The sequence below is a fragment of the Paenibacillus sp. NPDC058071 genome (assembly GCF_042885235.1).
In the GTDB taxonomy this organism is placed as follows: Bacteria; Bacillota; Bacilli; order Paenibacillales; family Paenibacillaceae; genus Pristimantibacillus.
This window is the reverse complement of record NZ_JBHVSK010000003.1, coordinates 158,906-185,517: the sequence shown is the minus strand read 5'-3', so window position 1 is coordinate 185,517 and position 26,612 is coordinate 158,906. Positions and strand designations below refer to the sequence as shown.

Genomic DNA, 26,612 nt, shown 5'->3' with positions numbered 1-26,612 from the left:
ACGGAAGCTCCCCATGAACAGATCAGCCGTGCAGAAAATGGAGGTTCTCCCCGTGAACAGATCAGCCGCGCAGTAAACGGAGGTTCTCCCCACAAACAGATCAGCCGTGCAGAAAACGGAGGTTCTCCCCACAAACAGACCAGCCGCGCAGTAGTCCGAGGCCCACCCAATAAACAGATCAGCCTAGCTGCTAACCGAGGCTTCCTTCGACTGCGGCGCCTCGCCCGGCTTAACAAGCTCGGCCGAGGGCTTTCCGCCGGCTGCTGTTTTGGCTTTACCTTTCCGCTGCTTGTGCAGCCAGACGGCGTACTCTAGAGGGCGGATGATCGCGTTGCGGTAGGCGTCGGTTTCGCCGGCTTGCGCGAAAACTTCCCTAGCCGGCTTCGGGTTGACCTCCAGCATCCAAATTCGCCCCTTATGGTCGATGGCGAGATCGAGCGCCAGTTCGCACAACCGGCCGTAGCAAAGCTCTAAATATTGCGCCACGCCGACCCCGAATCTTTCTGCCTCGGCCGTTATTTCCGCGACCCGCTGATCGTCGCCAATCCACTGCTTCAGCAGCTTCGCCATGGAAATCGCTTGCCCGCCTCCATGAAGATTGGAGGTGACGCTGCCAGACGCACCGATGCGTCCGGCGCAGCCGGTCATCTTCCACTCGCCCTCGCCGTTTTTCTGAACGAGCATTCGGTAATCGTGAACGCGGCCACTAGGCAGCTTAAGCTGAATGCCCTGCTGAGCCAAATAGCGTACGCTCTTCAAGTTCCAGGACGCCAGATAGCCGCTAAGCGATGAAGCCGAAAGACGGCGCGGGCTAATGATACGGCGGTCCTGATCGCGGCCTTGAATGAGCAGGCTGCCCCCCTGTTTCCGCTCGATGCGCAGAATGCCGCGGCCTCCCGTGCCATTGATCGGCTTCAAATACAGTAGGGGATATTTGCGGATCATTTCGACAACGTCCTTCGAATCCTCTACCATGCGGGTGGCAGGCATATACGATTTGAATCGTTCATCCTTCGAGAGGATGCGGTGAATCGTATATTTATTTCGCAGCGGACGGTTAAGGAAAGTGAGATGGCCGTATTTGCTCCGGAAACGCTTGAGCTGTTCGAAACGGTAGGTCCGTTGGATACGGCAGCGGTCGAATATCATGTTCGGAAAAGACGTCCATTTTCGTGACCAGGAGCGGCTTTCCAGATCGTAGTACATCGCGTGAATCCGGTTGAGCTGGTAATTGACATCCTTTGGTGTGAAGACGATCACCTGCAGCCCCAGCTTGCGGCCTGCGAGCGTCATTTTACGGTAAATATCCCGTTCCTCTAAATGACCGTTCTCATTCATGTACAACGTCAAAATGCCGAGTACCGGCAATGCCATCGCCGACCCTCCTTTCGAAGCGAAGCGTTGGTTTCCCGGTAGGTCCCGTATGCATCGAAACTGCCGACAGGCCGAGACTAAAGCAGAGGGCTAGGCTCGGCGCATTGTCGGTCGCTACATGGCAGACAAGCTTCCCGAACTTGGCGACGAGCGCCTCCATCATCGCCTTACCGACGCCTCTCCCTCGCATACCGGGGTGAACGACGGCGAGGCAGTCGCCTTCGCCGCCGCCTGCAGCGAAGGCAAGCCCGACGAGGCGCCCGCTCTCCTTGGCGACGGCTATGGCCGCCGCGTCTTCCGCGTCGCCATTTGCCGCCAACGAGGACGGCGCCAGTCCGTGCAAGGCACGCAATCCAGCAGCCGTCAACCGCTGTTCCCCGTATTTGACTGCAAATCCGAGCAAACGGTTACGCTCTTTGATCCATTGATCGGGGGCAAGCAATTGCAGCTCCATCGTTATGCGCCTCCGGCTTTCTCGGTTTTGGATTTCGTTAAATAGGTACCATATTGAAAAATGCGCTCCAGCGATTTTTTGCGAATATGAGGCTCGTCGAATTTCATCGGCTTGGAGTTGGCTTCAAAAAACCACAGGTTCCCGTCAATGTCGATGCCGAGATCCATGGACATTTCGCCGAGCAGCTGTCCCGATCCGCGCTCGATTTGCCTTGCGATCAACAGCGAGGCTTGCTTCGCTTTAATTAATATTTTACGCGCATGCTCGTTGCTAAAAGAACTGCTCAGCAATTTTTCCGGGTCTTCGATCATCCCGCCCCGTGGGACGTGGGTCGTAATGCTGGCGGAGCCGGCCAGCCTCGCGCCGATGCCCGTTACTTCCCAGCGGCCGAGCTCGTTCTTCTGAACGAGCGCACGCAGGTCGAATTTTCGTTCGTTATAGGAAGCGAGCAGGATGCCTTGCTGCGCGATATAGGCTTCGCCGCTGCTTTCTTTTTGCACGCGAGCCCACAGCTTGTAAATGGTGCCGCAAGTATAGGTGGCGCTTTTGCGGTCCTCTTGAATTTTCAGCAAATAAGGCATCTGCTTTTCGGGCTGCAGCTTGATCGTCATGATGCCTTTGCCGGCCTTCCCGCTTTCCGGCTTCAAGTAAAGAAATGGGTGCTTCTTCATCATGCGGCTGAGTCCGTTTACCGTCATCAGCTTGCGGGTTGCAGGAATAAACGGTTTGGTCATTTTCGACTGCTTGAGCCATTCCATGAGATGCCATTTATTGAAAAAGTACGGGTTGAACAGTTTGACGCGGGGATCCTTCATGCAAGCTTTAATCTTATCCCGAACCGTCTTCTGCATTTCGTCCTCGCGAAGAGGAATGCGGTTGTAAATGATGTGGGGAAAAGGCATAAGCTGTTGCGACCAGCTTTCCTCGTTCGCGTTGAACACATAGCCTTTCAGCCTAGATCGGCTTAAATACAAGTTTTTTACGGTCAGTACATAGACGATAAATCCCCGCTGCTCGCCGGTCTGAATCAGATCGGCAAAGTTGCTGCGGTTGCCGCGAAACAGCTGAATGTCGTCATCGATCGTTAAAATGGCCAGCACGGGTTTCCCGTTCCCCCGCAGCCCCTCCGTTCCTTCATGATCCGGAAGCAAGCTTTCCATTAGGCTTCCCCTCCTTGAAACTTGCTCAAGTAAAGGCAGTGCTCAATGATGTAATCGAGCGAAGCGCGTCCCTCCGAACGCAGCAAAGGATGTTTGAAAATCGATCGTCCCGGCTTGGCGTTCGCTTCGAACATCCAAATCTCACCGTCTTTGTCGATGCCGATATCCAATCCCAATTCTCCCAGCCGATGCGGGTAGTTGCGTTCAATTGCTTCCGACAGCAAAATCGAAGCTTCCTTCGCTTTGTCCAGCACTGCGGCTGAATTGTCGCCGAATGTCCGGCCGAGCGCATATTCAGGCGTCATAAGGGAACCGCCGTTTTTAACATGCGTCGTCACGCTGCCGCGTCCCGCTTTCTTTGCACCGATGCCGACGGGCACCCATTCGTTTTTGCCGTTCTTGTGCATGTGAAAGCGGAAGTCGAGCGGGCAACCGTCGATTTCAACGAGGCGAACGCCCTGCTGCACGATGTAATTGCTAAGCGAGCTTCCGTGCCGGGCATGCAGCATACGCATCAGGCTGTTGAAATTGGAGAAGCGGAGCAGCACGTTTTTGTCGCCTTTCCGATAACGGGCGAAGTAGCCTCTTTTCGGATGATAGGTAAGCCGGTAGATGCCGATGCCGAGACTTCCTGCTGTCGGTTTGAGATATAAAAACTGATGCTTCTCGAGCAGCGCTTTTATTTTTTCCGAGGACGGACCAGACACCGATTCCGGCAAATGATGCAGCGCCTCCGGATCGTTGTCGAGCAGCTTGTAGACATCGGATTTATTGAAGAAGCTCCAATTGAAGTAAGGTATTTTTTTGCGGACGAACCGCTCCCGAAGCGAGCTGATCATCGCCGATGTTTCCGCCTTGCGGCTCGGCAAGCGATTGTAGACAACGTCCGGCAGCGGCACTGTTTTGCGGTACCAACCGCCTTGAGAGTTGAGGAAATAACCGTAAACCGTCTCCTGCTGCCAGTTCACATCGGTTGGGGAAAAAGCGAACATGTAGCCGTTGCGCTCGCCGGAGCGAATAATTTGCTTAATAAAACCCGTTCGGTTCCCGAATGGAGTGAATTCCGAGCTAGGCATGTTGGAATCGCAAAGAATGCCGACCAGCGGTCCGATCTGAACTTCGTTGTCGCCTGAATTAAGCACGCGAATGTAGCCGGTTTTCGGCACGCGGATGGATTGGCGGACGCCGGCGGACAAGTAAAGATGATTTCCCTGCCGCTTAACGGGACGCACGGCAGCGGTGACGGTCTCTCTGCCGAACTTTAAATGCACCGTCTTTTTGCCTGTCAGCTTCAGTTCTTTGAGCAGCGGGTTGGACAAATAGATGACTCTATCCGATTGTTGCGAGAAATGCACGTTGCATGTTGTCGAACTCATGGATGAACCTCCTGAACGTTGTCAGACCGGACCCCGATTATCGGTAAGGGGCGCAGGTCGTTTTCGGGGGCATAGGGTTTCGATTTGCGTGAAAACAAGAGCGGCTGCTGGCCGCGCGACAACAATCGCGCATAGTGGAGGGGACGCTCGATCGAAAGTCGAGCCGCCTCCTCGTCGCCCGCCAGCTCGAAGGAGGAGCGACCGGGCCGGGAGTTCGCTTCAAGCAGCCACAGCCGGCCGATACGGTCGACGCCGAAATCGATGCCCAGCTCGGCTAGCCTGCCAAAGCGGCTTTCCAGCTGCTTCGCTGCGAGTATCGACAGCGTCTCGATTTCCGCGAGCAGCCGGCCGGCATGGCGCTCGCCAAACCGCTCGGCAAGCTGCTGCTTTGCGGGGCGAGCGGTTCCTCCGCCATGCAGGTTGGAGGTGACGGAGCCGGCATCGCCGACCCGGGCGGCAATGCCGGTCACCGACCAGCTGCCCGTTCCGTCCTTTTGCATCAAGGAGCGAATATCGCAAGGCCTGCCGTCCTCATCGTTCAGTTCGAGCAGCGGCTGAACGATGTAGGAGGTAGAGCCGACGAACCGTTCCAATCGCTGCTCCAGCTTAGACAGCGAAGGGGAGCGGAGGCGAAAGACGGCGTTGCTTCTCGTTCGCCCGTCTGCTAGCCACTCTTCGCTGAATGGAGAACGGCGAATCGATACCGCTCCTTTGCCTTGCATGCCGGAGGCAGGCTTTAGAAAGAGGCCTTCCGGGTGCTGAGCAAGCAAAGGCTCGAGCCGCAGAGGGCGCGTAAGCGGCACGGTTACTGGGAGCGAGCGCGCGATACGCGATTCGGAGAGCAGCGCGTCGTGCACCGCCGGTTTGGACGGCAGACTGCCGTTTAACCGAACGAACGTTTTGCGTTCACGCAGTTGGCTCAGTACACGCTGCACAAGCAGTCGCTCCTCAGCGTTTTTACACAGGCTGCGATCATACACGACGTCAGGCCATTCACAGCGCTCCAGCATCCAGATACCGCGCCGCAGCACGCAACCGGTCAAGCGGCCGGAGATCGGATCGTATTGCGCAGGAGAAAAAACGTACAGGTCGATAGGAAGTTTTTCCGCCGCTTGACTGAGCCGGGCAAGGAATTGCCGCTCCGGGAAGATCGGCTCTTCTGCGGGAGAGGCCGTCTGAATAGAGGCTACTAGTACGCCGAGCTTCGCTTGCAGGTTCATCGCTGCCGCCTCCGTTCAAAATCCCGATAAAAATCGGGAATACTGGATAACCATCCGGACGGACGGCCGTATTTTATGATCGTTTAGCGGCGTGTTGTCGTTTTTGGAAGGTTTGGAATTGACCTCGAGCAGCCATACTCGGCCTCCGGTGTCGAGTGCGAGGTCGATACCGAGTTCTCCGAAGTGAGCCGGAATGTTCGTCTCGACGCCTTTTGCGATCGCCAAGGCCGCCGCATGAAGGCGTGAGGACGCGTCTGCACGGCCGGAGGTCATATTGGATTTGCTCACCGCTTCGCCTACACGGCTGAGCGTTCCGCCGCGAGCGAGGTTGGATACGAAGTGCTGGCTGCCTGCCGTACGGGCGACGATGGAGGTAACGGACCATTTGCCGGACACGTTCTTCTGAACAAGCGCCCTGAAATCGACCGGTCGTCCTTGAATTTCGATAAGCGGCAAGCCTTGCTGGATTTGGTAGCGGATCGACTTCATTTTGGTCGAAATGGTCGCATACAGTTTGAGTAAGTTCGGATACTGCTGGCGCCTTGCCCCGGCGACGGTCGCGAAATGAGCCATATAGCCGCTGCCTTCTCCGCGCGTCACGCGGATAATGCCTTTTCCAAGACTGCCGCGCACCGGCTTCAAAAAGATATTGTCGTAGCGCGAAGCCATCGATTTCAGCGTCGTATAGCTTCTTAGCGAATGCGATTCGGGCAGGTAGCGGCTGACCGACGAGTCTTTTTTCAACGCTTCGAACACTTCGGTTTTGTCGAGAAACTTTTCGTTGAAAACAGTGGACTGGTACTTTTGCTTGATCTCTTTCAGGAAAGCTTGCACATTCGGTTTGTTTTCCAGCTTGCGCGACGTAAGCCGATTGTTGACGACGTCGGGCGCCGGCACCGTCGTTCTGCGCCAGCCGTCCGCATAAACCCAGCCATTGACGTCGCTGGCGCTGCCGCTGCCGCTGATCTGGCCAGGCGTAAAAAAGTAAACATAGGCGCCGTTCTGGGCGCAGCCGTCAACGAGTTCCTTGCAGAACATCGTTATCGAACCAAACGGCTTGTCGGGCATGCCGGTATAATCGCGGCTGACGAGCACACCAATCAGCGGACCTACGACCATCGTCGAAGAGCCTTCCTTATACTGCATGCGAAGGGTTGTGCTGCCGAGAATGCCCATCTGCTTGGCAAGCCCCTGACTGATGCGCATCCCATCATACTTCGAGACGGGGATGACTTTGATATGCTGCCGAAACGCTCCGAATTTGAGTAGAACGGGCTGGCCCTGCGGTATTTTCCATTGCTTCAGTAACGACTCGCCGAGCATCAGCGTATCGTCCGTCAGCATGCTTGAACTGATCACCTGAACGGCCACTTTCGATTTGAGCATCGTGAATCTCCTTCCGAGCAGGAGGATGAAGGCGGTTTGCGGGCGGGAAGCCACTAGGTGTTTTACACGAATTACTTCATCATATGAGGACATCTACCCCTTGGTGATTGGCCAATTTTTTGAAAAATGAAGCTTGCTGCTTATCATATAGGCTCTTGACGAGTCATAGGATAGAAACAGGGACAAGCGAAAAAATGGAAAGCGGATTGGGGGAAGGCAAGGCGATGTCGAAGGGAAAAGGGCGTCATGTATTGTATTTGTTTGCAGCCGTCGGGATGCTGGTCTACGCTGTGCCAGAGGTGAAATTGGGCGCGCCGTGGGCGCTTGAGAACATATTCGGGGCCGTATGGATACTGTTCGCACTGCTTGTTATTGCTGCCAATTTTAATGCAGTGCTGCTAATTAACGAGGAGAAGAGCAAAGAGCTCGAGCGGATCAAACGAGCGAAGAAGCGGGCGTGGGAGCACCGGCTGGAGAAAGCTGCGTCCGGTCGAATCGGACGCGGAGCGAGAGGCTGAGCAAACCAAAAACCGGGGCCGCTGGGCGAGGGAAATGAATCCCTTGTCCGGCGGCCCCGATTTTTGTCATTTAGCGATTATCCAATCGGTTATAGCCGGCCGTTAATCGATATCCTTGAACTGGATGACTTGCTTGACCAGCTTGTAAACGGCTTCCTGTTCCTTTGCGGTAAGACCGTTTATTTGATGGGCGATTTTATCGGCATAGCTTACTTCGCTCTCTTGACGGGAGCCGGACACCTGGACGATCTGTTCAAGCGGACATTGCAGCGCTCCAGCAATCTTCCCGAGCACATCGATCGTGGGACTTTTCTCTCCGCGCTCGACCTGCCCCATGTAGGAGGCGTTGATCTCGGCACGAAGCGCCAGCTGTTCCTGGCTTAGTCCTCGCAGTTTACGCAGCGTACGGATATTTTCCCCAATGTAACGAGCAAATTTGCTCACGGTCGTCACCTCAGCCTAAAGATAGAGGTTTAATAGCGAAGCAACAACGTTCTAAAGAGCATATCAAAAATAGTTACTATAGTCATTGACCAAATAATATGCTTTTTATTATAATTGTGTAAAAAGGTGTTTTCTATTATCATCATTTCCTAAGTTGTAACATTCAGGAAAAAGTGGTGGGGAGAATCAATTATGGTTGACGAGTTTGAATTTTACCGCAAAGTGCAGACCTATTACCAGCATGTCCCATTCGAAGTTCAATTTACATACCGAATTTTGCATAAAACCGATAAAACGGCAAACGCGCTTGGCCGATTCAGCTGTCGGGTCGATCCACATTCCCAGACGGTGGATTACATCATTTGCCTGGAATCCGATGCAATCGCTCGTCCATACAGCGAGAAGGCGTCGTTTCTATTTTCCATTCAGTATGCGGAAATTCCTTCACAGCGGATGGTGATTGACCAATTGTCGATTCATCAGCTTTCTTATTCCGTTCCAATCAGCTACGATTGGAAGTCTTTCATTACGGACGGAGCCAAAGAAGCGATCAGCGTTCAAAGGCTTCAGCCGCTATTCGATAAATATCGGCTGACGGGAAAAAACGGAGAACCGGTAAACGGCCAACTGAAGGTCGCCCGCGCGACGATCGACTGGTATAATGTATTGAAATAGACCAGGGGAGTGACGCGGTTGGAAACAAACGGTTCTGGCGGACAAAACGCTACGAAGCGGGAGCAGATTTTACAGCATATCCAAGAGCTGCGAATTGGGACGCGTATATCGGTGCGGGCGGTTGCGAAGGGACTGGGCGTGAGCGAGGGTACGGCCTACAAAGCGATCAAGGAAGCGGAGACGCTCGGGCTGGTCAGTACGAAGGAGAGAATCGGCACGGTGCGCATCGACCGCAAGCGGCGAGAGGCGCTCGATCAGCTTACGTTCGGCGAGGTTGCCGAAATCGTCGAAGGCCGTTTGTTCGGGGGCTCGGCGGGATTGGACAAGACGCTCCACAAATTCGCGATCGGCGCGATGGAGCTGGACGCGATGCTGCGCTACATCGACGAAGGAAGCCTGCTCATCGTCGGCAACCGCTCAAGCGCCCATCGGCGAGCGCTCGAGCAAGGGGCCGGTGTGCTTATAACGGGGGGCTTTGAACCCGACGACGATGTGAAGGCGCTGGCAGACGCCAAGGCGCTGCCGATCATCTCTTCCCGTCACGATACGTTTACTGTCGCTTCGATGATTAACCGGGCGATGTACGACCGGCTGATCAAGCGTAAAATTATGCTGGTCGAGGACCTGATGACGTTCAGCAAAGCGGCTGACGTTCTGCATGCCGGCGATACGCTGGACGACTTCAAGCGGCTTGTACGCGAGACTGGCAGCACGCGCTTCCCCGTCGTCGATGAGCGCGGACGCGTCGTCGGGATGGTTACGGCAAAGGACGCGGTCGGCTCGGCTGATTCCTGTACGGTGGACAAGGTGATGACCCGTCATCCGATAACGGCGGCGCCGAATATTACGGTGCCTTCGGCGGCCCATACAATGGCGGCGGAAGGGATAGACCTGCTGCCGATCGTCGACCGTCATCGCAAACTTCTTGGCGTTATCAAGCGTCAGGAAGTGCTGGACGCTATGCGATTTGCCGGAAAGCAGCCGGAGTCGGGAGAGACGTTCGAGGATTTAATGTGGTCCGGCTTCTTGACCGACGAGGATGGAGATGGCAATCCGATATACAAAGGAATGATTACGCCGCAAATGTCGGGGCCTCTTGGCATGGTATCGGAAGGCGTGACCGTAACGCTGATGACGCAGGCGGTACGCCGAATGATTCGCGATACGGGCAAGCGCGATTACTTGCTGGAAAGCATGACGACCTATTTCGTGAAGCCGGTTCAAATCGATAGCGAGATTACAATCGTCCCGAAAGCGATGGAAATGAGTCGCAAAACGACCAAGCTCGAAATCGAAGTGCACGACCAGAACGGTCTGGCGGCGAAGGCGATGATGACCGCGCAGATGATCGATTCGGTTTGACCTCTTGATTAGGCTGGGGAGAATGGGATCGCTCGCTTGCAGATTTCGCTTACTAGCCGAAGTGAACGCTAGCGCTGCTAGATTATAGAAGGATTGCGTCTCGGCAATAAATAGACAACGGAGAAAAGGCCGTCTTTGCGCAGATGAACTGCGGAAAGACGGCCTTTTTCCTGCTGCGGCGGCAAAGCGCCGGCAGCGCTCCACGCTATTGCTGCATGGTGCGGTAAATGCTGTGATTGCGAAAACCGGCAAACAGGTTAAACAGCCCGAGAACGAGAAACACGGAGCCGATGACGATGCGGGCGGTCGATTCGTTCGAGAGGAACAGCTGGACGCCGGCGATAAATACGAGCATAGCTCCCATGCTGATATTCATCCGGGAAGCATTCAAGCCGCGCGTTTTTGCGTCTGTGGAACGCCGCGATTTATAGCTGAACAGAACGGTTAGCGCTAGCGTAATAATGATGCCCGGCGCAAACAGGTATTGAATTAGGGAATTCATTGCTGCGGTACAACTCCTTCGGGTGCTTCATTTATTTCCGTTTATTGTATCATGAATCGGGGCAAGGGCGAAACGGCTGCTTGGACCGGAGTAAGGGTGCAAGGAATCTAGGCGTCAGGAAGGCGGCTTCTCGTAAAGCCGAACCTTTACCCATACCTGCAAGACGTTGTCGGCGACGAGTATCGTATTAATATCAATCTTATAGTCTTTGCCCAGCACCTCGGAATAGATTTTCTGGCTGAGCAGCATGCGGGCGAATTTGGCGTCGGAGTCGATTTCATAGATGCTCTGTCCGATGAAGACGGACAGGTCCTGTTTGATTCGTCTCGTCAACTCTGCTTCCGTTACTTTGTCGAGCGGCGGCCGTTTCTTTTCATCCGTTTCCTTCTCGATGCGGGGAAGTACGCTTTTGATGACGTTATGCTGATTTTTCAGCTTGCGCATATTTTTCATATCGGTTTCATATTGGTCGAGCTGCATTTCGAGCTCGCTTTTGAGACTGACGAGCGCCTCGAAACGGGCTTGGAAGAGCGTATGGTAGACAGCGGCGCCGATGACCATGCCCAGCACGATCATACCGACGGACTGCATGGATCTGACGTAGCGGTAAAAGGGCGGAAGGCGCATCGCTAGACCGTTCCTTTGCAAATAAGCTTCACGAGCTCGGTTCCTGCATGTGCGCCTAGAAAAGCGGTGCCGATATAGGCGATTTGAATCGCTACGGGCGACAGATGGCCGTCAACAATATTGCTTTCAATGACGCGAATCGGATCGATCGAGCCGCCGACAGCTGCGACGATCGCCCAAATCTTCAGATTGGATGCGGTGCTAACCATCATGGAAGCGGGCGGGAGCAGCATAAAGACCGATCCGATGCCCGCCAGTACGGCTCCGCCGATGACGACGCCGAAAGCGATGAAGAAATCGAGTCCCGCTTTTGCCAAATAATAATTCAATGCAAGCACCCCTGACCTGTGGAATGGCGATACTTAAGCCTGTCCGGCTCCTATTCCATTCTATGGGCGGTACGGCGGCTATTATGATAAAATAAGAGAAAGAGATTGGACGGGGAGGAGAGCGCGGATGAACGGCAGCCTGAATGACAGCGGCAACAGCACAGGAAACGGCAAGGGAGGTTCGTCATCTTTTGTCCATTTGCATGTCCATAGCGAGTACAGCTTGCTGGACGGCGCGGCCCGCATACGCGATTTGGCGGCGAAGGCGGCCGAGCAAGGGATGAAGGCGCTCGCGTTAACTGATCATGGCGTAATGTATGGAGCAGTCCCTTTTTATCAAGCATGCCAGGAGCATGGCATTAAGCCGATCATTGGCTGCGAGATGTACTATACGGCAGGATCGCGATTCGATAAAGGCACGCGTAAAGAGAACCCTATCTATCATTTGATTTTGCTGGCGAAGAACGAGACGGGCTACCGCAATTTGATGAAGCTTTGCTCGATCGGCCATTTGGAAGGATTTCATTATAAGCCGCGCATCGATCCAGAGACGCTTGCCGCGCATGCAGAAGGGCTTGTCTGCTTAAGCTCCTGTCTGCATGGTGAAATTTCTCAGCACTTGCTTCATGACCGGGACGAAGAGGCGCATGCCGCCGCGCTTCGTTACCAGGCGATTTTCGGCCGCGACTTTTATTTGGAGCTGCAGGATCACGGAATGCTGGATCAGAAGAAGGTTGCGGGAAAAATGATTGAGCTGTCGCGCAAGACTGGCATTTCGCTCGCCGCAACGAACGACGTCCACTATTTGACGGCAGCTGACGCGGAGGTGCAGGATGTGCTGCTCTGCATCGGGACCGGCAAGACGGTCGACGAGACGGACCGGCTCCGCATGCAGACCGATCAGCTGTACATGAAGAACGGTGAAGAGATGGAGCGCTTGTTCCGTCATGTACCAGAGGCGATCGCCAATACGGCCGCCATTGCGGAGGATTGCTCGCTTGATCTGGCGTTCGGAAAAGCGGCGCTTCCGGTATTCCGTCCGGTACCGGACGGAATGTCCTCTGCCGATTATTTGGCGGAGCTGTGCCACCGCGGCTTGAACGCGAGATATGCCGCGCTGCCGGAATGGACGGACGGCTCCGATTTCCGCAGCCGCGCGGAGGAAAGGCTTTCCTATGAGCTTTCGGTCATCGACCGGATGGGATTTAGCGATTATTTTCTGATCGTCTGGGATTTCGTGCGCTTTGCGCATGATCACGGCATCCGGACAGGCCCGGGAAGGGGATCGTCGGCGGGGAGCTTGGTTGCGTACACGTTGAACATTACGGATGTCGATCCGATCAAATACAAGCTGCTCTTCGAACGGTTTCTGAACCCGGAGCGGATTACGATGCCCGATATCGATATCGATTTCAACGACGAACGGCGCGACGAGGTCATCGCATATGTCGCAGGCAAATACGGCGACGAGCATGTCGCGCAAATTATTACGTTCGGCACGATGGCTGCCAAGGCAGCCGTGCGGGATGTCGGGCGAGCGATGAACGTGCCTTTCGCCGAAGTCGATCGGGCGGCCAAGCTCATTCCGAATCAGCTCGGCATTACGCTTACGCAGGCGATGCGGCAAAGCGACGGGCTGCGTGAGGCGGCCGAGCGGCAGCCGAAGACGGCAGCGATGCTGCAAATGGCACTGAAGGTTGAGGGCATGCCGCGCCACGCTTCGACGCACGCCGCCGGCGTCGTCTTATCCGGCGGTCCATTGACCGATTATGTGCCGCTGCAATCGGGCGGGGAGCGCTCTGTGCTGACGCAGTATCCGATGGAGCATTTGGAATCGATCGGCTTGCTGAAGATGGATTTCCTCGGGCTGCGCACGCTTTCCATCCTAGAGAGAACGCTGGCTTGGGTGAAGGAGCAGCAGGGGCGGGAAATCGATTTCCGCCGCGTGCCTGACAATGATCCTGCGACGTACGCGATGCTTGGACGCGGGGAAACGACGGGCATTTTCCAATTGGAATCGACAGGCGTCCGGCGTGTCTTGAAAGAGCTCAAACCGACGGAGTTCGAAGATATCGTCTCGGTGCTGGCGCTCTATCGGCCGGGTCCGATGGAGTTCATACCGAAGTATATTCAAGGCAAGCACGGCGACATACTGGTCGAGTATCCGCATCCTTCACTGGAACCGATTCTTGCTGACACCTATGGCATTATTGTCTATCAGGAGCAAATTATGCAAATCGCTTCGGCGATGGCAGGCTTCTCGCTCGGAGAAGCGGATTTGCTGCGCAGAGCGGTGTCCAAGAAGAAGCGCGAGGTGCTGGATGAGCAGCGCTCTCATTTCGTGGAAGGCTCGCTTGGGCAAGGCTACTCGTCGGCAGATGCGAACAACGTATACGATATGATCGTCCGGTTCGCCGATTACGGATTTCCTAGAGCGCATGCCGCCGCTTATGGCGTGCTCGCGTTTCAGACGGCCTGGCTAAAGGCGAACTATCCGGTTCCGTTCATGGCTTCGATGCTCGCTTCGGTTACAGGCAATCAGCGGAAGACAGCGGAATATGTCGACGAATGCCGGCGTATGGGCATTGCGGTTCTGCCGCCGGATGTCAATGAAAGCGGCGTAACGTTTACGCCGGTTGAGGGAGCTGTCCGCTTCGGACTGGCTGCGATTAAAAATGTCGGCACGCAGGCGATTGAAGCGCTCAAGGTCGAACGGGCGGCGAAGTCATTCGACAGCTTGCTCGACTTGTGCAGGCGCGTCGATCTGCGCGTCGTGAACAAACGCGTGCTGGAGTCGCTCATTCAAGCGGGAGCGTTCGACTCGCTTGCAGGCCATCGTGCTCAATTGCTGGCGGCTCTCGAAGAGACGGTCGAAGCGGCGCAGAAATGGCGGAAGGAACGGGAAGAGCTGCAAATCGAGCTGTTCGGCTTCGAAGAGGTGCAAAATTGGGACGTCGAGCTGCCCAATATTCGGCAATATACAATCGGCGAGCAGCTAGAGCTGGAAAGGGAACTGCTTGGCTTGTACTTATCCGGTCATCCGTTGGACGAAGCCGAGGAGGCGCTCGAGCCGTTCGGACTCGACCGACTCGTCGATTTGGCGGAGGCGACGGAAGGCGCGCCGGCCGTTGCCTGCGTGCGGATCGTTTCGCTTAAGCCGTTTACGAATAAAAAAGGCAATGCGATGGGCTTTCTGGAGCTGGAGGATCGCATTATGCGCGTCGAAGCAGTCGTGTTTCCGACGGTATGGAAGCGGGTGTCGGAGAAGCTTCAGAAAGGCGGACTGATTGTTGTCCAGGCCACGGTGCAGCATCAGGATGAAGATTTCAAGCTGATCGTCGAGGATGCGGTCGAATTGGAATCGGGTCAATACGAAGCCGCCGGAGAATCGGCGAGAAGGCTTCGAAAACAGGCGCAGGCCAGAAGCGGCCGGCTACCTTCGGCTCGACCGCCGGGACAGCGGACGCAAGGGCGCGATCTCGCCTCGGCCGGACAGCCGGAGCGCGAGCGAACTGGCAGCGGGAAAGCAGCGGATGCGCCTGCGGCTGCAGCTGTAGGCGTGGGTACGGGGGTGACAGAATTGGCATCGGCGAATGCTGCAACGTCGGATCGTCCAGCAGCGCCTGCTTCCGATGGAAGCGGGCAGCGCAAGCGCCAGAGGGTCTATATCAAAATCGCTGAGCCCAACGAGCGGACAGGAGCGCTTGAGCAATTGCAGCAGCTGCTGGCCGGTCACCAAGGACAGCTCGATGTGGTACTCTTTTATGAACGAAGCCAAAAGTCAATCGCGCTTAGCGAACAATATAGAGTAAAGCCTTCGCCGAAGCTGTTTGAAGCGATCGAGCGATTGCTCGGACCGGGCAGCGCAGTCGTCCGATAATACGATAAGCGCCTTGATCCGCTCACGGCGGCGTTTGTCCAACTTTTTAGGCCCGCTTGTCATTTCGTATGCACGAGCGGGCCTTTTCCCGCATACATTTAGGGATACAAGCGGAAAATTCAGCTTCGGCCGGCATCTGCGCCGAGGCTTATTTTTCCCCTGACGGCCAATTGAAGCTGGCGTACAAGCATGCGGGAGGAATGGACATGACAAAGGGAATCGAGAATTGGCTGCTGCGCCGCGGGGTAAAGGTGGAGGATATTGCGGAGATCGTCTATTCGCTGCAAAGTCCTTACAATTCGCAATTGCGGATAGAGGAGTGCCGAGAAAGCGTGCTTGCCGTGCTGGCCAAGCGGGAAGTGCAGTATGTCCTATTTACGGGAATCGCGCTTGACGAGCTGGCCGAGAAAAAGCAGCTACCCGAGCCGCTGCAGGCGATCATGGAGACGGACGAGTCGCTTTACGGCGTCGACGAGACGCTCGCGCTCGGCATTACGAACGTTTACGGGATGATCGGACTTACGAGCTTCGGCTATCTGGATAAAGTGAAGCCGGGCATTATCCGCCGGCTGAATGAGAAGGGCAAGAGCATTCATGTTTTTCTCGACGATTTGGTTGCGGGACTGGCGGCGGCGGCTTCGGCCAGAATTGCCCATCAGGACCCGAAAGCGGCAACGTTTGATTTGCCGGAATCCCTATGACTATGGTATCATGATGACATCATATGGCCTGTTGCCGACGCTCGTCCGCCGTTTATGCCGCGGACGGGCTCGGCGCAACGTTTTCAGGGGGTACCATAATGTGGACGGTCATTTACATCGCACCAACCGCTAAAATCGCAGAGAACATCAAGAAGCGGCTAACAGAGGAAGGCTTTCTCGTTAAGATCCGTCCTGTCAATCTGTCTAAACAGCAATATGAGATATTGGTTCCGTCGGGCGAATTGGAAGAAGTGCAGGAAGTCTTCAATTCCATTATCCAATCGTAGCGGACGGCCGTATGTCAATTGCGCCTTGAGAGGTGTCACATTGTGCAAATAAAGGATTTGTTTTCTAAAAAGAAATATGCAACCATTCCATCGGCGTCCCAAGCGGCACCGGAGCGCCCAAAAAGGGACATTCCCGAGGGCCTGATGAACAAGTGCTCCAAATGCGGCACGATTCATTACAGCAAGGAATTGGATAAAAATTTGAAGGTGTGCTCGTCCTGCGGGCATCATTACCGGTTGAACGCGTGGGAGCGCATCGGGATGACGCTTGATGACGGGCGTTTATATGAATACGACGCGGATCTCGCGTCGGTCGATCCTCTTAATTTCCCCGATTATGCGAAAAAACTGAAGCAGCAGCTCGACAAGCATCCGAATATGAACGAGGCTGTCGTTACAGGCGACGGCGAGATTAGCGGTTTTCCGGTTGTCGTCTGCGTCATGAGCTTTGACTTTTTCAGCGGCAGCATGGGTTCGGTAGTTGGCGAGAAAATTACTCGCGCCATCGAAGCGGCCCACGCCAAGAAGCTTCCGCTCGTTATATTCTCCACCTCCGGCGGCGCGCGCATGCAGGAGAGCATACTCAGTTTAATGCAAATGGCAAAAACGAGCGCCGCCTTGGCGAAATTTCAAGGCGACGGCGGACTCTTTATCTCCGTTATGACCGACCCGACGATGGGCGGGGTATCGGCTAGCTTTGCGAGCCTTGGCGATTACAATTTGGCCGAGCCTGGCGCTCTTGTCGGCTTTGCCGGACGGATCGTCATCGAGCAAACGATTCGCCAGAAGCTGCCGGACAACTTCCAGACGGCGGAGTTCAACATGCAGCACGGTCAGCTCGATATGATTGTACATCGCAAAGATCTGCGCCAGACATTGGCCAAGCTGCTCGATATGCATACCGTAAGGGAGGGATTGTCCCATGGCGGGTGATCAAAAGCTGCCGTTCGAGAAGCCAATCAGTGAATTGCGCGACAAAATTACGACGCTCAAGACGCTTGCCGAGAACAACGGCATGGACTTCACGGAAGAAATTTTGCGTCTGGAGGAGCGCTGCAGACAGCTTGAAGAAGAGCTGTACAGCGAGCTGACGCCTGCGCAAAAGATGCATGTCGCTCGTCATCAGCAGCGCCCGACGTCGCTTGATTTCATTCAGGCGATATTTACCGATTTCATGGAGCTTCACGGCGATCGGCTGTTTGCAGACGATCTGGCGATCGTAGGCGGACTGGCCAAGCTGAATGGCTTGCCGGTTACGGTTATCGGCCATCAGCGCGGCAAGGATACGAAGGACAATATCGCCCGCTTCTTCGGCAGCCCCCATCCGGAAGGCTTCCGTAAGGCGCTGCGTCTCATGCAGCAGGCGAATAAGTTCAACCGGCCGATTATTACGTTTATCGATACGAAAGGCGCCTATCCCGGCAATACGGCTGAGGAACGCAACCAGTCGGAGGCAATTGCTCGCAATCTTCGGGAAATGGCCGGCTTTGGCGTGCCGATTGTCTGCATCGTCATCGGCGAGGGAGGAAGCGGCGGCGCGCTCGCGCTCGGCGTTGGCAACCGCGTCTTGATGCTGGAGAACGCCATCTATTCCGCTATTTCGCCGAACGGCGCGGCCTCCATTCTATGGAAGGATGCGTCGAAGGCGGACATAGCGGCCGAAGCGATGAAAATTACGGCCAAAGATCTGCTCGAATTCGAGGTTATCGAGGATATTATTTCGGAGCCTCAGGGCGGCGCGCACCGCGACTTGGAGTTTACCGCGGAGCGAATGAAGGAGAAGCTGTGGCAGCATTTACAGGATCTTCTGCCGATGACAGCCGAGCAGTTGATCGAGGACCGTTACGATAAATTCCGCAAGATCGGCAAATTCGAACAGCGGCAGGCTGAGAATCCGGCAATCGCCGGGGATGCAGCGGCTGCGGACGAAGAAAAATTGACCGGGCATGCGGAGCAGTCTGAACAAGCAGACGCTCCTGCCGATCAAGCGGAAACGGCGGAATCCGCCAAAGCTTAACCAAGCGGAACGGCAGGAAGAGCGGTAACCCGTCCACATTGTGCTGTACAACCTTGCAGGAATCGTGTAATTTAATTTCAGAATGACCAGTTGGCATTTAACGGAGGAAATCAATCATGCGCAAAACGAAAATTGTATGTACAATCGGACCATCCAGCGAATCGCTGGAAAATACGAAAAAACTGATTAAAGCCGGCATGAACGTCGCGCGTCTTAACTTCTCGCACGGCGATTTCGAAGAGCACGGCAACCGGATCAAAAACATTAAACTGGCGAACGAAGAGCTGGGCACGTCTGTTGCGGTTCTGCTCGATACGAAAGGCCCTGAAATTCGTCTCGGCAAGCTCAAAGAGGAACCAATCGAACTCGTGCAAGGCGAGACGATTACGCTGACGACGGAAGAAATTCAAGGCGACAGCACTCGCATTCCGGTAACGTACAGCAATCTGCCGAGCGACGTGTCGGTCGGTTCGACGATTCTGATCGACGACGGCTTGATCGGCCTGACGGTTGAAGAAGTTAACGGCACCGAGATTTTGTGCCGCATCGTTAACAGCGGCCCGATCAAGAGCAAGAAGGGCGTTAACGTACCTGGCGTGAATATTTCGCTTCCAGGCATTACTGAAAAAGACGCTAACGACATCATTTTCGGCATTGGACAAGGCATCGATTTCATCGCTGCATCCTTTGTCCGCAAAGCGAGCGACGTCTTGGAAATTCGTGAGCTGCTGGAGCGTCACAACGCAGGTCACATTCAAATTATTTCTAAAATCGAGAACCAGCAAGGCGTAGACAATCTCGATGAAATTTTGGAAGTATCCGACGGCCTGATGGTTGCCCGCGGCGACCTGGGCGTTGAGATTCCAGCTGAAGAAGTGCCTCTTGTGCAAAAAGAAATGATCGCAAAGTGTAATCGCGCAGGCAAGCCGGTTATTACAGCAACGCAAATGCTCGATTCGATGCAGCGCAACCCGCGTCCGACTCGCGCCGAAGCGAGTGACGTGGCGAATGCGATTTTCGACGGCACGGATGCGATCATGCTTTCGGGCGAAACAGCTGCCGGCAAATATCCGGTAGAATCGGTACAAACGATGGCTCGTATTGCAGAGCGCGCTGAAGCGGGACTTGAGTACCGCGAGATTTTCCAAAAGCAAGCGAACGCACAGCAAACGACAGTGACGGAAGCGATCAGCCAGGCGGTTGCGAATTCCGCGCTTGATCTGAGTGCGAAAGCGATCGTTACTTCGACGCAAAGCGGCTTTACTGCCCGCATGGTTTCCAAATATCGTCCAAAATCGCCGATTATCGCCGTGACGAACGATGTCAAGGTCATGAAGCGTCTGGCGCTTATTTGGGGCGTAACGCCGGTGCTTGGCGCCAATGCGAAAACGACTGACGAGATGGTGGAAATTGCAGTAGACGGCGCTCAAAGCACGGGTATGATCAGCTTGGGCGATACGATCGTTATTACGGCAGGCGTGCCTGTTGGCCGCTCCGGAACGACGAACCTGATCAAAATTCATCATATCGGCGAGCTGTTGGCGCAAGGCCAAGGCATCGGCAGTCAAACGGCGACTGGCAAAGTCGTTGTAGCGCGCACGCCTGAAGAAGCAAACGCTAAAGTTGGCGCAGGAGACATTCTTGTAACGGTCTCGACCGACCGCGAATTTATGCCTGCTTTCGAGAAGGCTGCTGCAGTTATTACCGAGCAAGGCGGCATTACGAGCCATGCGGCGGTTTGCGGCATCGCACTCGGCATTCCGGTTATTCTGGGCATCGCCGATGCGACTTCGCTGTTGAAAGACGGTACGGAAGTAACGCTTTACGGCGAGACTGGCGTCATTTACTCCGGCCAATCGAAGGTTATGTAATAAAACTGGATATTCTCTACCTTAGCGGTAGAGCTTCAAAAAGCGAGGGCGATCACATATGCCTTCGCTTTTGGCACACTTACCGGCTTTTTTCGGGAAGAGGAGCGTACGATAAGCAGGGCGAATAACGGGAAGGATGAAAGGAATGGCAGGGCAATCGAAATGGTTTGCGCATCCGCTGCGCGTCAGGTATCAAGAAACCGACCAGATGGGCGTCGTCTTTCACGGCAACTATTTAACCTGGTTTGAAATTGGGCGTACGGAGCTGATTCGAGCAGCCGGCACCGACTACAAAACAATCGAACGAAGCGGGCTGCTGCTCCCGGTCGTGGATCTCACTTGCAGCTATGGGCTGCCCGCCCGCTACGACGATAAAGTTGTCGTCTGCACAAGAATTTCCGAATTTTCGCCAGTTCGAATTGCTTTCGAATCGCAGGTGAGAAGGACGGAGGAACAAGACTGGCAGGCCGGCTGGTATGAGCAAGAGCAGCTTTTGCCGGGGGAGAAGCTGACTTCCGGCGGTACAAGGCATGTTTGGGTAAATGAGAAGTTCCGTCCGGCACGACTAGATAAAGGGATGCCGGAACTGTACGCGTTATTGCAAGCGATCGCGCAGGAGGGTGACTAATGGCAAAGTGGATCATTGCGGCGGTCGTCCTTATTCCCGCATTGGAGCTGTGGAGCATTTTACAGGTAGGCCAGCGGCTCGGCGGATGGACGACGTTTTGGCTTATTGTGCTGATTAGTTTGTTGGGTGCTTACTTGGCACAGGCGGAAGGGCGCAAGGTATGGGTAGAGGCGCAGCGTCAGCTGCAGGCTGGTCAAATTCCGGGACGTTCAATGCTGGACGGCTTATGCGTGCTGGCTGGCGGTCTTATGCTGTTTATCCCCGGTTTTTTCAGCGACATATTCGGCCTTACGCTGCTGCTGCCGCTGACTCGTCCTTTTTACCGGCAGCTGCTGCTGCGCTGGATTGAAAAGCGGATGAGAAACGGATCGTTTACGATTCGAAGGTACTAGCCCCCGTCGTCGGCTCCGCGGCTGTTTGAAATGGAGCCTCAGCCGTCACTGAATCGACAGATATTTACTTCATATTTACAATTCATTAACATACCAATAATAGTCATCCTTCATAATAGGGGCAAAATAGGAGGTTCTTGCTCATGAACAAACATCTGTCCCACTATGTGAACCGGGATCTCAGTTGGATTGAATTTAATCGAAGAGTGCTGCAGGAAGCGCAAGACGCGGGCAATCCGCTGCTCGAGCGGGCAAAATTTCTTGCCATCGTCTCCAGCAATCTGGACGAGTTTATGAGCGTTCGAGTGGCCGGCATTCAGGATCAGCTGCGCGCGGGGTATACGAAAATGGATTTTACCGGCTATACGCCGGCTGGATTGTGGAAAAGGCTCATTAAACGGACAACTCAGATGGTACAGGACCAGTATAAAACGTATCGCGAGGTTTTGCGCGGATTGGTGAAGGAGGGCATCGTCATCCGTACGGTCGACGAGCTTAATGCCTCGCAACATAAAGCGGTGTCCGAGTATTTCAACGACATTGTCTTTCCGGTGCTGACGCCGATGGCGGTCGACCAGAGTCGTCCTTTTCCGCTGGTACATACGAAGGAGCTGTATCTGTCGGTTCTGCTCAAGCGGGAGGACGACTTATCGGACGAAGAGCCGTTGTTCGCGATCGTCCAAGTGCCGTCGATCTTGCCTCGTTTTGTACCGGTACCGGGGCGGATGAACAGTAAAAAGACGGAATTCGTGCTGCTAGAGGATTTGATCGAGCAATACATCGATACGTTGTTCAACGGATACATTCCATTCTCCGTTCATCCATTCCGTTTGACGCGAAATGCCGATTTGACGCTGAACGAAGACGATGCCGAGGATTTGCTGGCAGAGATCGAGAAGGAGCTGCGCAGACGGCGCTGGGGCATCCCGGTTCGGTTGGAAATCGAGCGCGGCATGCATCCTTACGCCTTAGAGCTATTGAAGGAAGAGCTTGAAATCGAGGATAATTTGATCGAAATCGATGGTCCCCTCGACCTCAGCTTTTTGATGAAATTCGCGGGAGCTATTCCGGGCTACGACAATTTGCGGTATGAGAAGCTGGAGCCGGTCTATCCGGAAGAGTTCGAGGAAAACGACGACATGTTCGAAGTGATCCGTCAGCGGGACGTGCTGCTTTATCATCCATATGAATCTTTCGAGGCAGTCAACGATTTCGTGCAGGAGGCGGCCTACGATAAGGACGTGCTCGCGATCAAAATGACGCTGTATCGTGTAAGCGGGCATTCCGCCCTCGTTCAGGCGCTGTCCAAGGCCGCGGAATCGGGTAAGCAGGTAACCGTCGTCGTTGAGCTGAAGGCGAGATTCGATGAGGAGCGCAACATCGCGTGGGCGCGCCAGCTGGAGAAAGCCGGCTGTCACGTCGTGTACGGTCTTGTCGGGTTGAAGACGCATGCGAAAATATTGCTCGTTGTGCGGCGGGAGCAGGGCACGCTGCGCCGTTACGTGCATGTCGGAACGGGCAACTACAATGACAGTACTGCGAACTTGTATACGGATATCGGCTTGTTTACGTCCCATCCAATTGTAGGGGGCGATGCATCGGCGCTGTTCAACGAAGTGACGGGCTACTCTTCTCCATATGACTGGAAAGCTTTCGGTGTAGCGCCGACAGATCTGAAAGAAAAGTTGTATCGGCTGATCGACCGGGAAAGAGATAATGCGCTGGCGGGACGTCCCGCCCGTATCGTGGCGAAAATGAATTCGTTATCTAATCAGGAAATGATCGACAAGTTGTACGAGGCGTCCGAGGCTGGCGTGAAGATTGAGTTGATCGTGCGGGGCGTGTGCTGTCTTCGTCCTGGCGTACCCGGCAGAAGCTCGAATATCCGGGTCATAAGCATCGTTGACCGATTTCTCGAGCATGCCCGGGTGATGTACTTCTTGAACGACGGCGAGGAAGAGGTCTACTTGTCCAGCGCCGATTGGATGACGCGGAACTTGACGCGCCGCATCGAGCTGATGTGTCCGGTGTTCGACGGCGGTTTGCGCAAAGCGCTTATCAATATGCTTCAGCTTAATCTGAATGACAACGTGAAGTCGCGGGAGCTCCAGCCGAATGGCACTTATGCGCATGTCCGGAACGAATTGCTTCCGTTCCGGAGCCAATTTGCGGCGAGAGCGATCCCGCAGTGGAAGAGCTATCTGTAATCGGTCTCGCTTAAAGCCGGAACAAGTCCCCATAGCTTCTTGAAATCGGAAGCAAGTCCGTCGACCTCCCGGCGCTCCAGCGTCAGCGGGCCGCTGCTGCGAACCGGATCCAGTACGAGCAGGCTGCCGGCGTGAGACGTCTCCAGCCGGCCGATTGAGCCGGTCTCGCTGCGGTCCAGCGCGACGGCCAGCTGGAGCAGCGAACCCAGCTTATAGACGACGTCGAAGTCGGATTCGCCGAACAGTTCTTTATATTCCGAGAGCTGCTGGCGGACCCGGCTTTTGTTTTTGTAGGAAGCGATGGCCGCGATCATTAAAATTTCGCGATGCGATACGCCGTTCAGGCGCGAATTGACGATCAGATAAAAGGAATGCTTCGCGTAGTCGTAGTAATCGATGGACGCGCCGATCCTGAACAAAGTGGAAGCAGCGTCGAGCAGCACACGCGACCGATTCGCGAGCAGATGGACCGGCCGCAGCTCATCGTATAACTGCAGCGACAGCCGATTGACCTGCATGACATGCTGTACCGGGGCGGCTGGATGCAGGGCGCTAATGTTTTGCAAGCTGAACGAGAGCGGATCCGATAGCCGCGGACGTCCTGGGAAGCGGGTCGAGTAGAAAAGCCCGTCGCGCAGACCTGCGCCGCAAATCCGATAATGAGACGATTTCAGCAATCGGTACAGCAGCTTTAGGACAGCAAGTCCGGGAATGATGACATCGGCTCTGTCTTTGGACAGGCCGGGCGCTTTCTTCCGCTTGTCGAGCGGCGTCCCGTGCAATTCCGCAAACAGCTCCTCGGCCGACTCGCCTGTAATCGGATAATTATGCGTTTGCGTAAACGGATACTTTGCCGCGGCCTGATGAATTTTGCCGAGAGCTCGCGCCGTGCCGCCTACGCCAACGAGCGGCAGCGACGGATGGGAGGAGAGCCAAGGAACGGCTTTTGCCGCATGCAGCACGAGCTGCTCCAGCGATTTCATCGCTTCCTCTCCGATCTCTTCCTCCTCGCCGGCGAAACGGCGCTGCAAGCTGACGCAGCCGAAGGGGAAGGAAACGGTATGGATGAGCTCTCTTTTCAGAAAGAGGGATACTTCGGTGCTGCCGCCCCCGATATCGACCAAGAAGCCGTCCTGCACGTCCATAGCATTAATCATGCCAAGAAAGCCGAAGGACGCTTCCTGCTCGCCCGACAGCAGTTCAATTGCAATCCCCGTCTCCGAGCGGATCGCCTCCAATACGTCGTCGCGATTCGACGCGTTGCGAATGGCAGCCGTCGCTACCGCGCGGATTTGTCCGACGCGATTATGCGCGCAAATAAGCTGGAAATGGCTGATCGTCTCCAGCAGCTCTTGCAGCGCTTCGTCCGGCAGGCGGCCCTGCTCGTCAATCCGTTCGCTAAGTCTGGCCGGGCGCTTGCTGCCGTCGATGACGCGATGGGCTCCGTTCGACGTCCGCTCGTATACGACGAGCCGAACGGAGTTGGAGCCGATATCGATAATGCCGATCCGATGTTCCGTCATAAGTAGATCCTCCGCTTGATAGGGGCCATGGCCCGGTTGGTAATGTTCCGTCTATTTTAGCATAAAGGCTGCACAAAATCGCTAGATAGGCGAGGAATGCCGTGTCCGGAGAGATGCACAGCGATTTCTCCCGTCATGATTATTTTGGGAAGGAATAGGGAAAAATGCACCATGGCAGCCGATTTCAGGCGATTTTGACGGTGAGAGACGCAAACGTGCGGGAATTCGGGCACAATCTTAAAAATCAGTGCTTTTCAGTGCTTAATATTGAAGTCAAACACTGATTTCGGTTGTGAGCAGGAATGCGCAACAAAAAAATTTAATTTGCGATAAAAAATCGTTTATGGCGTCGATAAAGCAATTTTATGTGCAGCTTTGTTCACATCCCTGTCAAAATCATTTATGATTAATAGCGGAGATGTTTACTTGAGATCCAATTATACGTGCTATAATTACCCCGATAAAGGAGAGATAACGATGACAGCTACTAAAGGTCTTGAAGGAATCGTTGCCGCATCCTCGTCGATCAGTTCGATTATCGACGGAGTGCTCACATACCGCGGTATTAATATCGATGATCTTGCCGAAAACGCTACATTCGAAGAAGTAGCCTACCTGCTCTGGTACGGCAAGCTGCCTACTTACGCTGAACTGGAAGGCTTGCAAAAGCAGCTGGACGAATTTGCAACGATCCCGGAACAAGTCATTCAACAAATCAAGCTGTATCCGCAAAACTCCAATTCGATGGCTGCGCTTCGCACGGCCGTATCGAGCCTCGCATTGTACGATCCGTCGGCAAACGACATGTCGCCTGAAGCGAACCAATTGAAGGCGATCAAGCTGCAAGCACAGCTGCCGGCAGTTATTGCCGCTTTTGCCCGCATTCGCGAAGGCAAGGAGCCAGTCGCTCCGAAGAAAGGCGTTTCCATCGCCCACAATTTCCTCTACATGCTGACCGGCCAAGATCCGGATCAAGTAGCGGTTAAAGCGCTTGATCAAGCACTGGTGCTGCACGCCGACCACGAACTGAATGCTTCGACCTTCGCTGCGCGCGTAACAGTCGGCACGCTGTCCGATATTTATTCTGGCGTTACTTCCGCAATCGGCGCACTGAAAGGCCCGCTGCACGGCGGAGCGAACGAAGCGGTTATGGTTATGCTTGAGGAAATCGGTTCGATCGGCAACGTGGAGAGCTACATTAACAACGCTCTCGCTAACAAACAAAAAATTATGGGCTTCGGCCACCGCGTGTACAAAGGCGGCGATCCTCGCGCCAAGCACTTGCAGCATATGTCTCAAGAATTGGGCAAGCTGACGGGCAACTTGGAGCTTTACGAAATGTCGGTTAAAATTGAACAATTGGTGACAGGTCAAAAAGGCTTGAAGCCGAACGTCGATTTCTACTCGGCATCGGTATACACGACGCTTGGCATTCCTCGCGATCTGTTCACGCCGATCTTCGCGATCAGCCGCGTTTCCGGCTGGAGCGCTCACATTCTTGAGCAATATGAAAACAACCGTCTGATCCGTCCGCGCGCGGATTACGTCGGACCGGTTAACGCGAAGTACATTCCGATTGCGGAACGCGTATAATCTAGGTTATCGTTAGAAGGAAGGGAACGGACAGGCGTTCGTTCTCCTTTTTCTGAGCGGCTGCGGCGATACGCCGGCATCGCTCG

The 26,612-nt window shown here is 54.7% G+C and carries 24 protein-coding genes; 13 read left to right on the top strand and 11 right to left on the bottom strand.

Annotated elements, in window-relative coordinates; all coding sequences use genetic code 11:
- Positions 1-183: 183 nt before the first annotated feature.
- From ACFVTB_RS06325 to ACFVTB_RS06300, 6 genes are read right to left on the bottom strand one after another with little or no spacing between them, the layout of a single operon-like run.
- Entirely contained in the window at positions 184-1,374 is a 1,191-nt protein-coding gene (locus tag ACFVTB_RS06325) for a YheC/YheD family endospore coat-associated protein (RefSeq protein ID WP_387746491.1), read from the bottom strand.
- Positions 1,331-1,828 (bottom strand): GNAT family N-acetyltransferase, encoded by a 498-nt coding sequence (locus ACFVTB_RS06320; RefSeq protein ID WP_387746489.1) that lies wholly within the window; start codon positions 1,826-1,828, stop codon positions 1,331-1,333. The genes ACFVTB_RS06325 and ACFVTB_RS06320 overlap by 44 nt, the downstream gene beginning before the upstream one ends.
- Positions 1,829-1,830: 2 nt before the next feature.
- The gene (locus ACFVTB_RS06315; RefSeq protein ID WP_387746487.1) at positions 1,831-2,988 is read right to left on the bottom strand and encodes a YheC/YheD family endospore coat-associated protein; all 1,158 of its coding nucleotides are present in this window, start codon (positions 2,986-2,988) and stop codon (positions 1,831-1,833) included.
- Positions 2,988-4,364 (bottom strand): YheC/YheD family endospore coat-associated protein, encoded by a 1,377-nt coding sequence (locus tag ACFVTB_RS06310; RefSeq protein WP_387746485.1) that lies wholly within the window; start codon positions 4,362-4,364, stop codon positions 2,988-2,990. The genes ACFVTB_RS06315 and ACFVTB_RS06310 overlap by 1 nt, the downstream gene beginning before the upstream one ends.
- On the bottom strand, positions 4,361-5,584 hold the full coding sequence (locus ACFVTB_RS06305) for a YheC/YheD family endospore coat-associated protein (RefSeq protein WP_387746483.1): 1,224 nt from the start codon (positions 5,582-5,584) through the stop codon (positions 4,361-4,363). The genes ACFVTB_RS06310 and ACFVTB_RS06305 overlap by 4 nt, the downstream gene beginning before the upstream one ends.
- A gap of 15 nt (positions 5,585-5,599) precedes the next feature.
- Positions 5,600-6,970 (bottom strand): YheC/YheD family endospore coat-associated protein, encoded by a 1,371-nt coding sequence (locus ACFVTB_RS06300; RefSeq protein ID WP_387746482.1) that lies wholly within the window; start codon positions 6,968-6,970, stop codon positions 5,600-5,602.
- 194 nt (positions 6,971-7,164) lie between these two features.
- Between ACFVTB_RS06300 and ACFVTB_RS06295 the strand changes: the two genes are divergently transcribed.
- The gene (locus ACFVTB_RS06295; protein ID WP_387746480.1) at positions 7,165-7,488 is read left to right on the top strand and encodes a hypothetical protein; all 324 of its coding nucleotides are present in this window, start codon (positions 7,165-7,167) and stop codon (positions 7,486-7,488) included.
- A gap of 102 nt (positions 7,489-7,590) precedes the next feature.
- Here the strand turns inward: ACFVTB_RS06295 and ACFVTB_RS06290 are convergent, their stop codons facing one another.
- Positions 7,591-7,932, bottom strand: coding sequence for a helix-turn-helix domain-containing protein (locus tag ACFVTB_RS06290; RefSeq protein ID WP_387746478.1), 342 nt, complete (start codon positions 7,930-7,932; stop codon positions 7,591-7,593).
- Between the two features lie 192 nt (positions 7,933-8,124).
- Between ACFVTB_RS06290 and ACFVTB_RS06285 the strand changes: the two genes are divergently transcribed.
- Both ACFVTB_RS06285 and ACFVTB_RS06280 read left to right on the top strand, forming a co-directional pair.
- Complete coding sequence (locus ACFVTB_RS06285) at positions 8,125-8,607, top strand: hypothetical protein (RefSeq protein WP_387746476.1); 483 nt, start codon at positions 8,125-8,127, stop codon at positions 8,605-8,607.
- 18 nt (positions 8,608-8,625) lie between these two features.
- Entirely contained in the window at positions 8,626-9,969 is a 1,344-nt protein-coding gene (locus tag ACFVTB_RS06280; RefSeq protein WP_387746474.1) for a DRTGG domain-containing protein, read from the top strand.
- 205 nt (positions 9,970-10,174) lie between these two features.
- Here ACFVTB_RS06280 and ACFVTB_RS06275 read toward each other — a convergent pair whose 3' ends face one another.
- From ACFVTB_RS06275 to ACFVTB_RS06265, 3 genes are all read right to left on the bottom strand, one after another.
- Positions 10,175-10,471, bottom strand: a complete 297-nt coding sequence (locus tag ACFVTB_RS06275) for a YtpI family protein (protein ID WP_387746472.1) — start codon at positions 10,469-10,471, stop codon at positions 10,175-10,177.
- Between the two features lie 114 nt (positions 10,472-10,585).
- Positions 10,586-11,098: a sporulation membrane protein YtrI gene (locus ACFVTB_RS06270; protein WP_387746471.1), complete on the bottom strand. Its 513-nt coding sequence runs from the start codon at positions 11,096-11,098 to the stop codon at positions 10,586-10,588.
- A gap of 2 nt (positions 11,099-11,100) precedes the next feature.
- Positions 11,101-11,427, bottom strand: coding sequence for a YtrH family sporulation protein (locus tag ACFVTB_RS06265; protein WP_387746469.1), 327 nt, complete (start codon positions 11,425-11,427; stop codon positions 11,101-11,103).
- 127 nt (positions 11,428-11,554) lie between these two features.
- Here ACFVTB_RS06265 and ACFVTB_RS06260 point away from each other — a divergent pair, with 127 nt between their 5' ends.
- The 9 genes from ACFVTB_RS06260 to ppk1 all read left to right on the top strand — a co-directional run bounded on the left by ACFVTB_RS06260 (position 11,555) and on the right by ppk1 (position 23,410).
- Positions 11,555-15,307: a DNA polymerase III subunit alpha gene (locus tag ACFVTB_RS06260; RefSeq protein ID WP_387746467.1), complete on the top strand. Its 3,753-nt coding sequence runs from the start codon at positions 11,555-11,557 to the stop codon at positions 15,305-15,307.
- Between the two features lie 206 nt (positions 15,308-15,513).
- The gene (locus tag ACFVTB_RS06255; RefSeq protein WP_387746465.1) at positions 15,514-16,008 is read left to right on the top strand and encodes a phosphatidylglycerophosphatase A family protein; all 495 of its coding nucleotides are present in this window, start codon (positions 15,514-15,516) and stop codon (positions 16,006-16,008) included.
- A 98-nt stretch (positions 16,009-16,106) separates the two neighbouring features.
- Positions 16,107-16,295 carry a glutamate decarboxylase gene (locus ACFVTB_RS06250; RefSeq protein WP_387746463.1) on the top strand — a complete coding sequence of 63 codons (189 nt, stop codon included), beginning with the start codon at positions 16,107-16,109 and terminating at the stop codon, positions 16,293-16,295.
- 42 nt (positions 16,296-16,337) lie between these two features.
- Positions 16,338-17,228, top strand: coding sequence for an acetyl-CoA carboxylase, carboxyltransferase subunit beta (accD, locus tag ACFVTB_RS06245; RefSeq protein ID WP_387746461.1), 891 nt, complete (start codon positions 16,338-16,340; stop codon positions 17,226-17,228).
- Positions 17,218-18,312, top strand: a complete 1,095-nt coding sequence (locus tag ACFVTB_RS06240; protein WP_387746459.1) for an acetyl-CoA carboxylase carboxyltransferase subunit alpha — start codon at positions 17,218-17,220, stop codon at positions 18,310-18,312. Before accD ends, ACFVTB_RS06240 begins: the two co-directional genes overlap by 11 nt.
- Positions 18,313-18,428: 116 nt before the next feature.
- Positions 18,429-20,183 (top strand): pyruvate kinase, encoded by a 1,755-nt coding sequence (gene pyk / locus ACFVTB_RS06235; RefSeq protein ID WP_387746458.1) that lies wholly within the window; start codon positions 18,429-18,431, stop codon positions 20,181-20,183.
- Between the two features lie 145 nt (positions 20,184-20,328).
- On the top strand, positions 20,329-20,811 hold the full coding sequence (locus tag ACFVTB_RS06230; RefSeq protein WP_387746456.1) for an acyl-CoA thioesterase: 483 nt from the start codon (positions 20,329-20,331) through the stop codon (positions 20,809-20,811).
- Entirely contained in the window at positions 20,811-21,203 is a 393-nt protein-coding gene (locus tag ACFVTB_RS06225) for an FxsA family protein (protein ID WP_387746454.1), read from the top strand. Before ACFVTB_RS06230 ends, ACFVTB_RS06225 begins: the two co-directional genes overlap by 1 nt.
- 143 nt (positions 21,204-21,346) lie before the next feature.
- Positions 21,347-23,410: a polyphosphate kinase 1 gene (ppk1, locus tag ACFVTB_RS06220; RefSeq protein ID WP_387746452.1), complete on the top strand. Its 2,064-nt coding sequence runs from the start codon at positions 21,347-21,349 to the stop codon at positions 23,408-23,410.
- Here ppk1 and ACFVTB_RS06215 read toward each other — a convergent pair.
- Positions 23,401-24,933, bottom strand: a complete 1,533-nt coding sequence (locus ACFVTB_RS06215; protein WP_387746450.1) for a Ppx/GppA phosphatase family protein — start codon at positions 24,931-24,933, stop codon at positions 23,401-23,403. The two genes, ppk1 and ACFVTB_RS06215, sit on opposite strands and share 10 nt — an antisense overlap.
- A 477-nt stretch (positions 24,934-25,410) precedes the next feature.
- Between ACFVTB_RS06215 and citZ the strand changes: the two genes are divergently transcribed.
- Positions 25,411-26,526, top strand: a complete 1,116-nt coding sequence (citZ, locus tag ACFVTB_RS06210) for a citrate synthase (RefSeq protein WP_387746448.1) — start codon at positions 25,411-25,413, stop codon at positions 26,524-26,526.
- Positions 26,527-26,612: the final 86 nt, after the last annotated feature.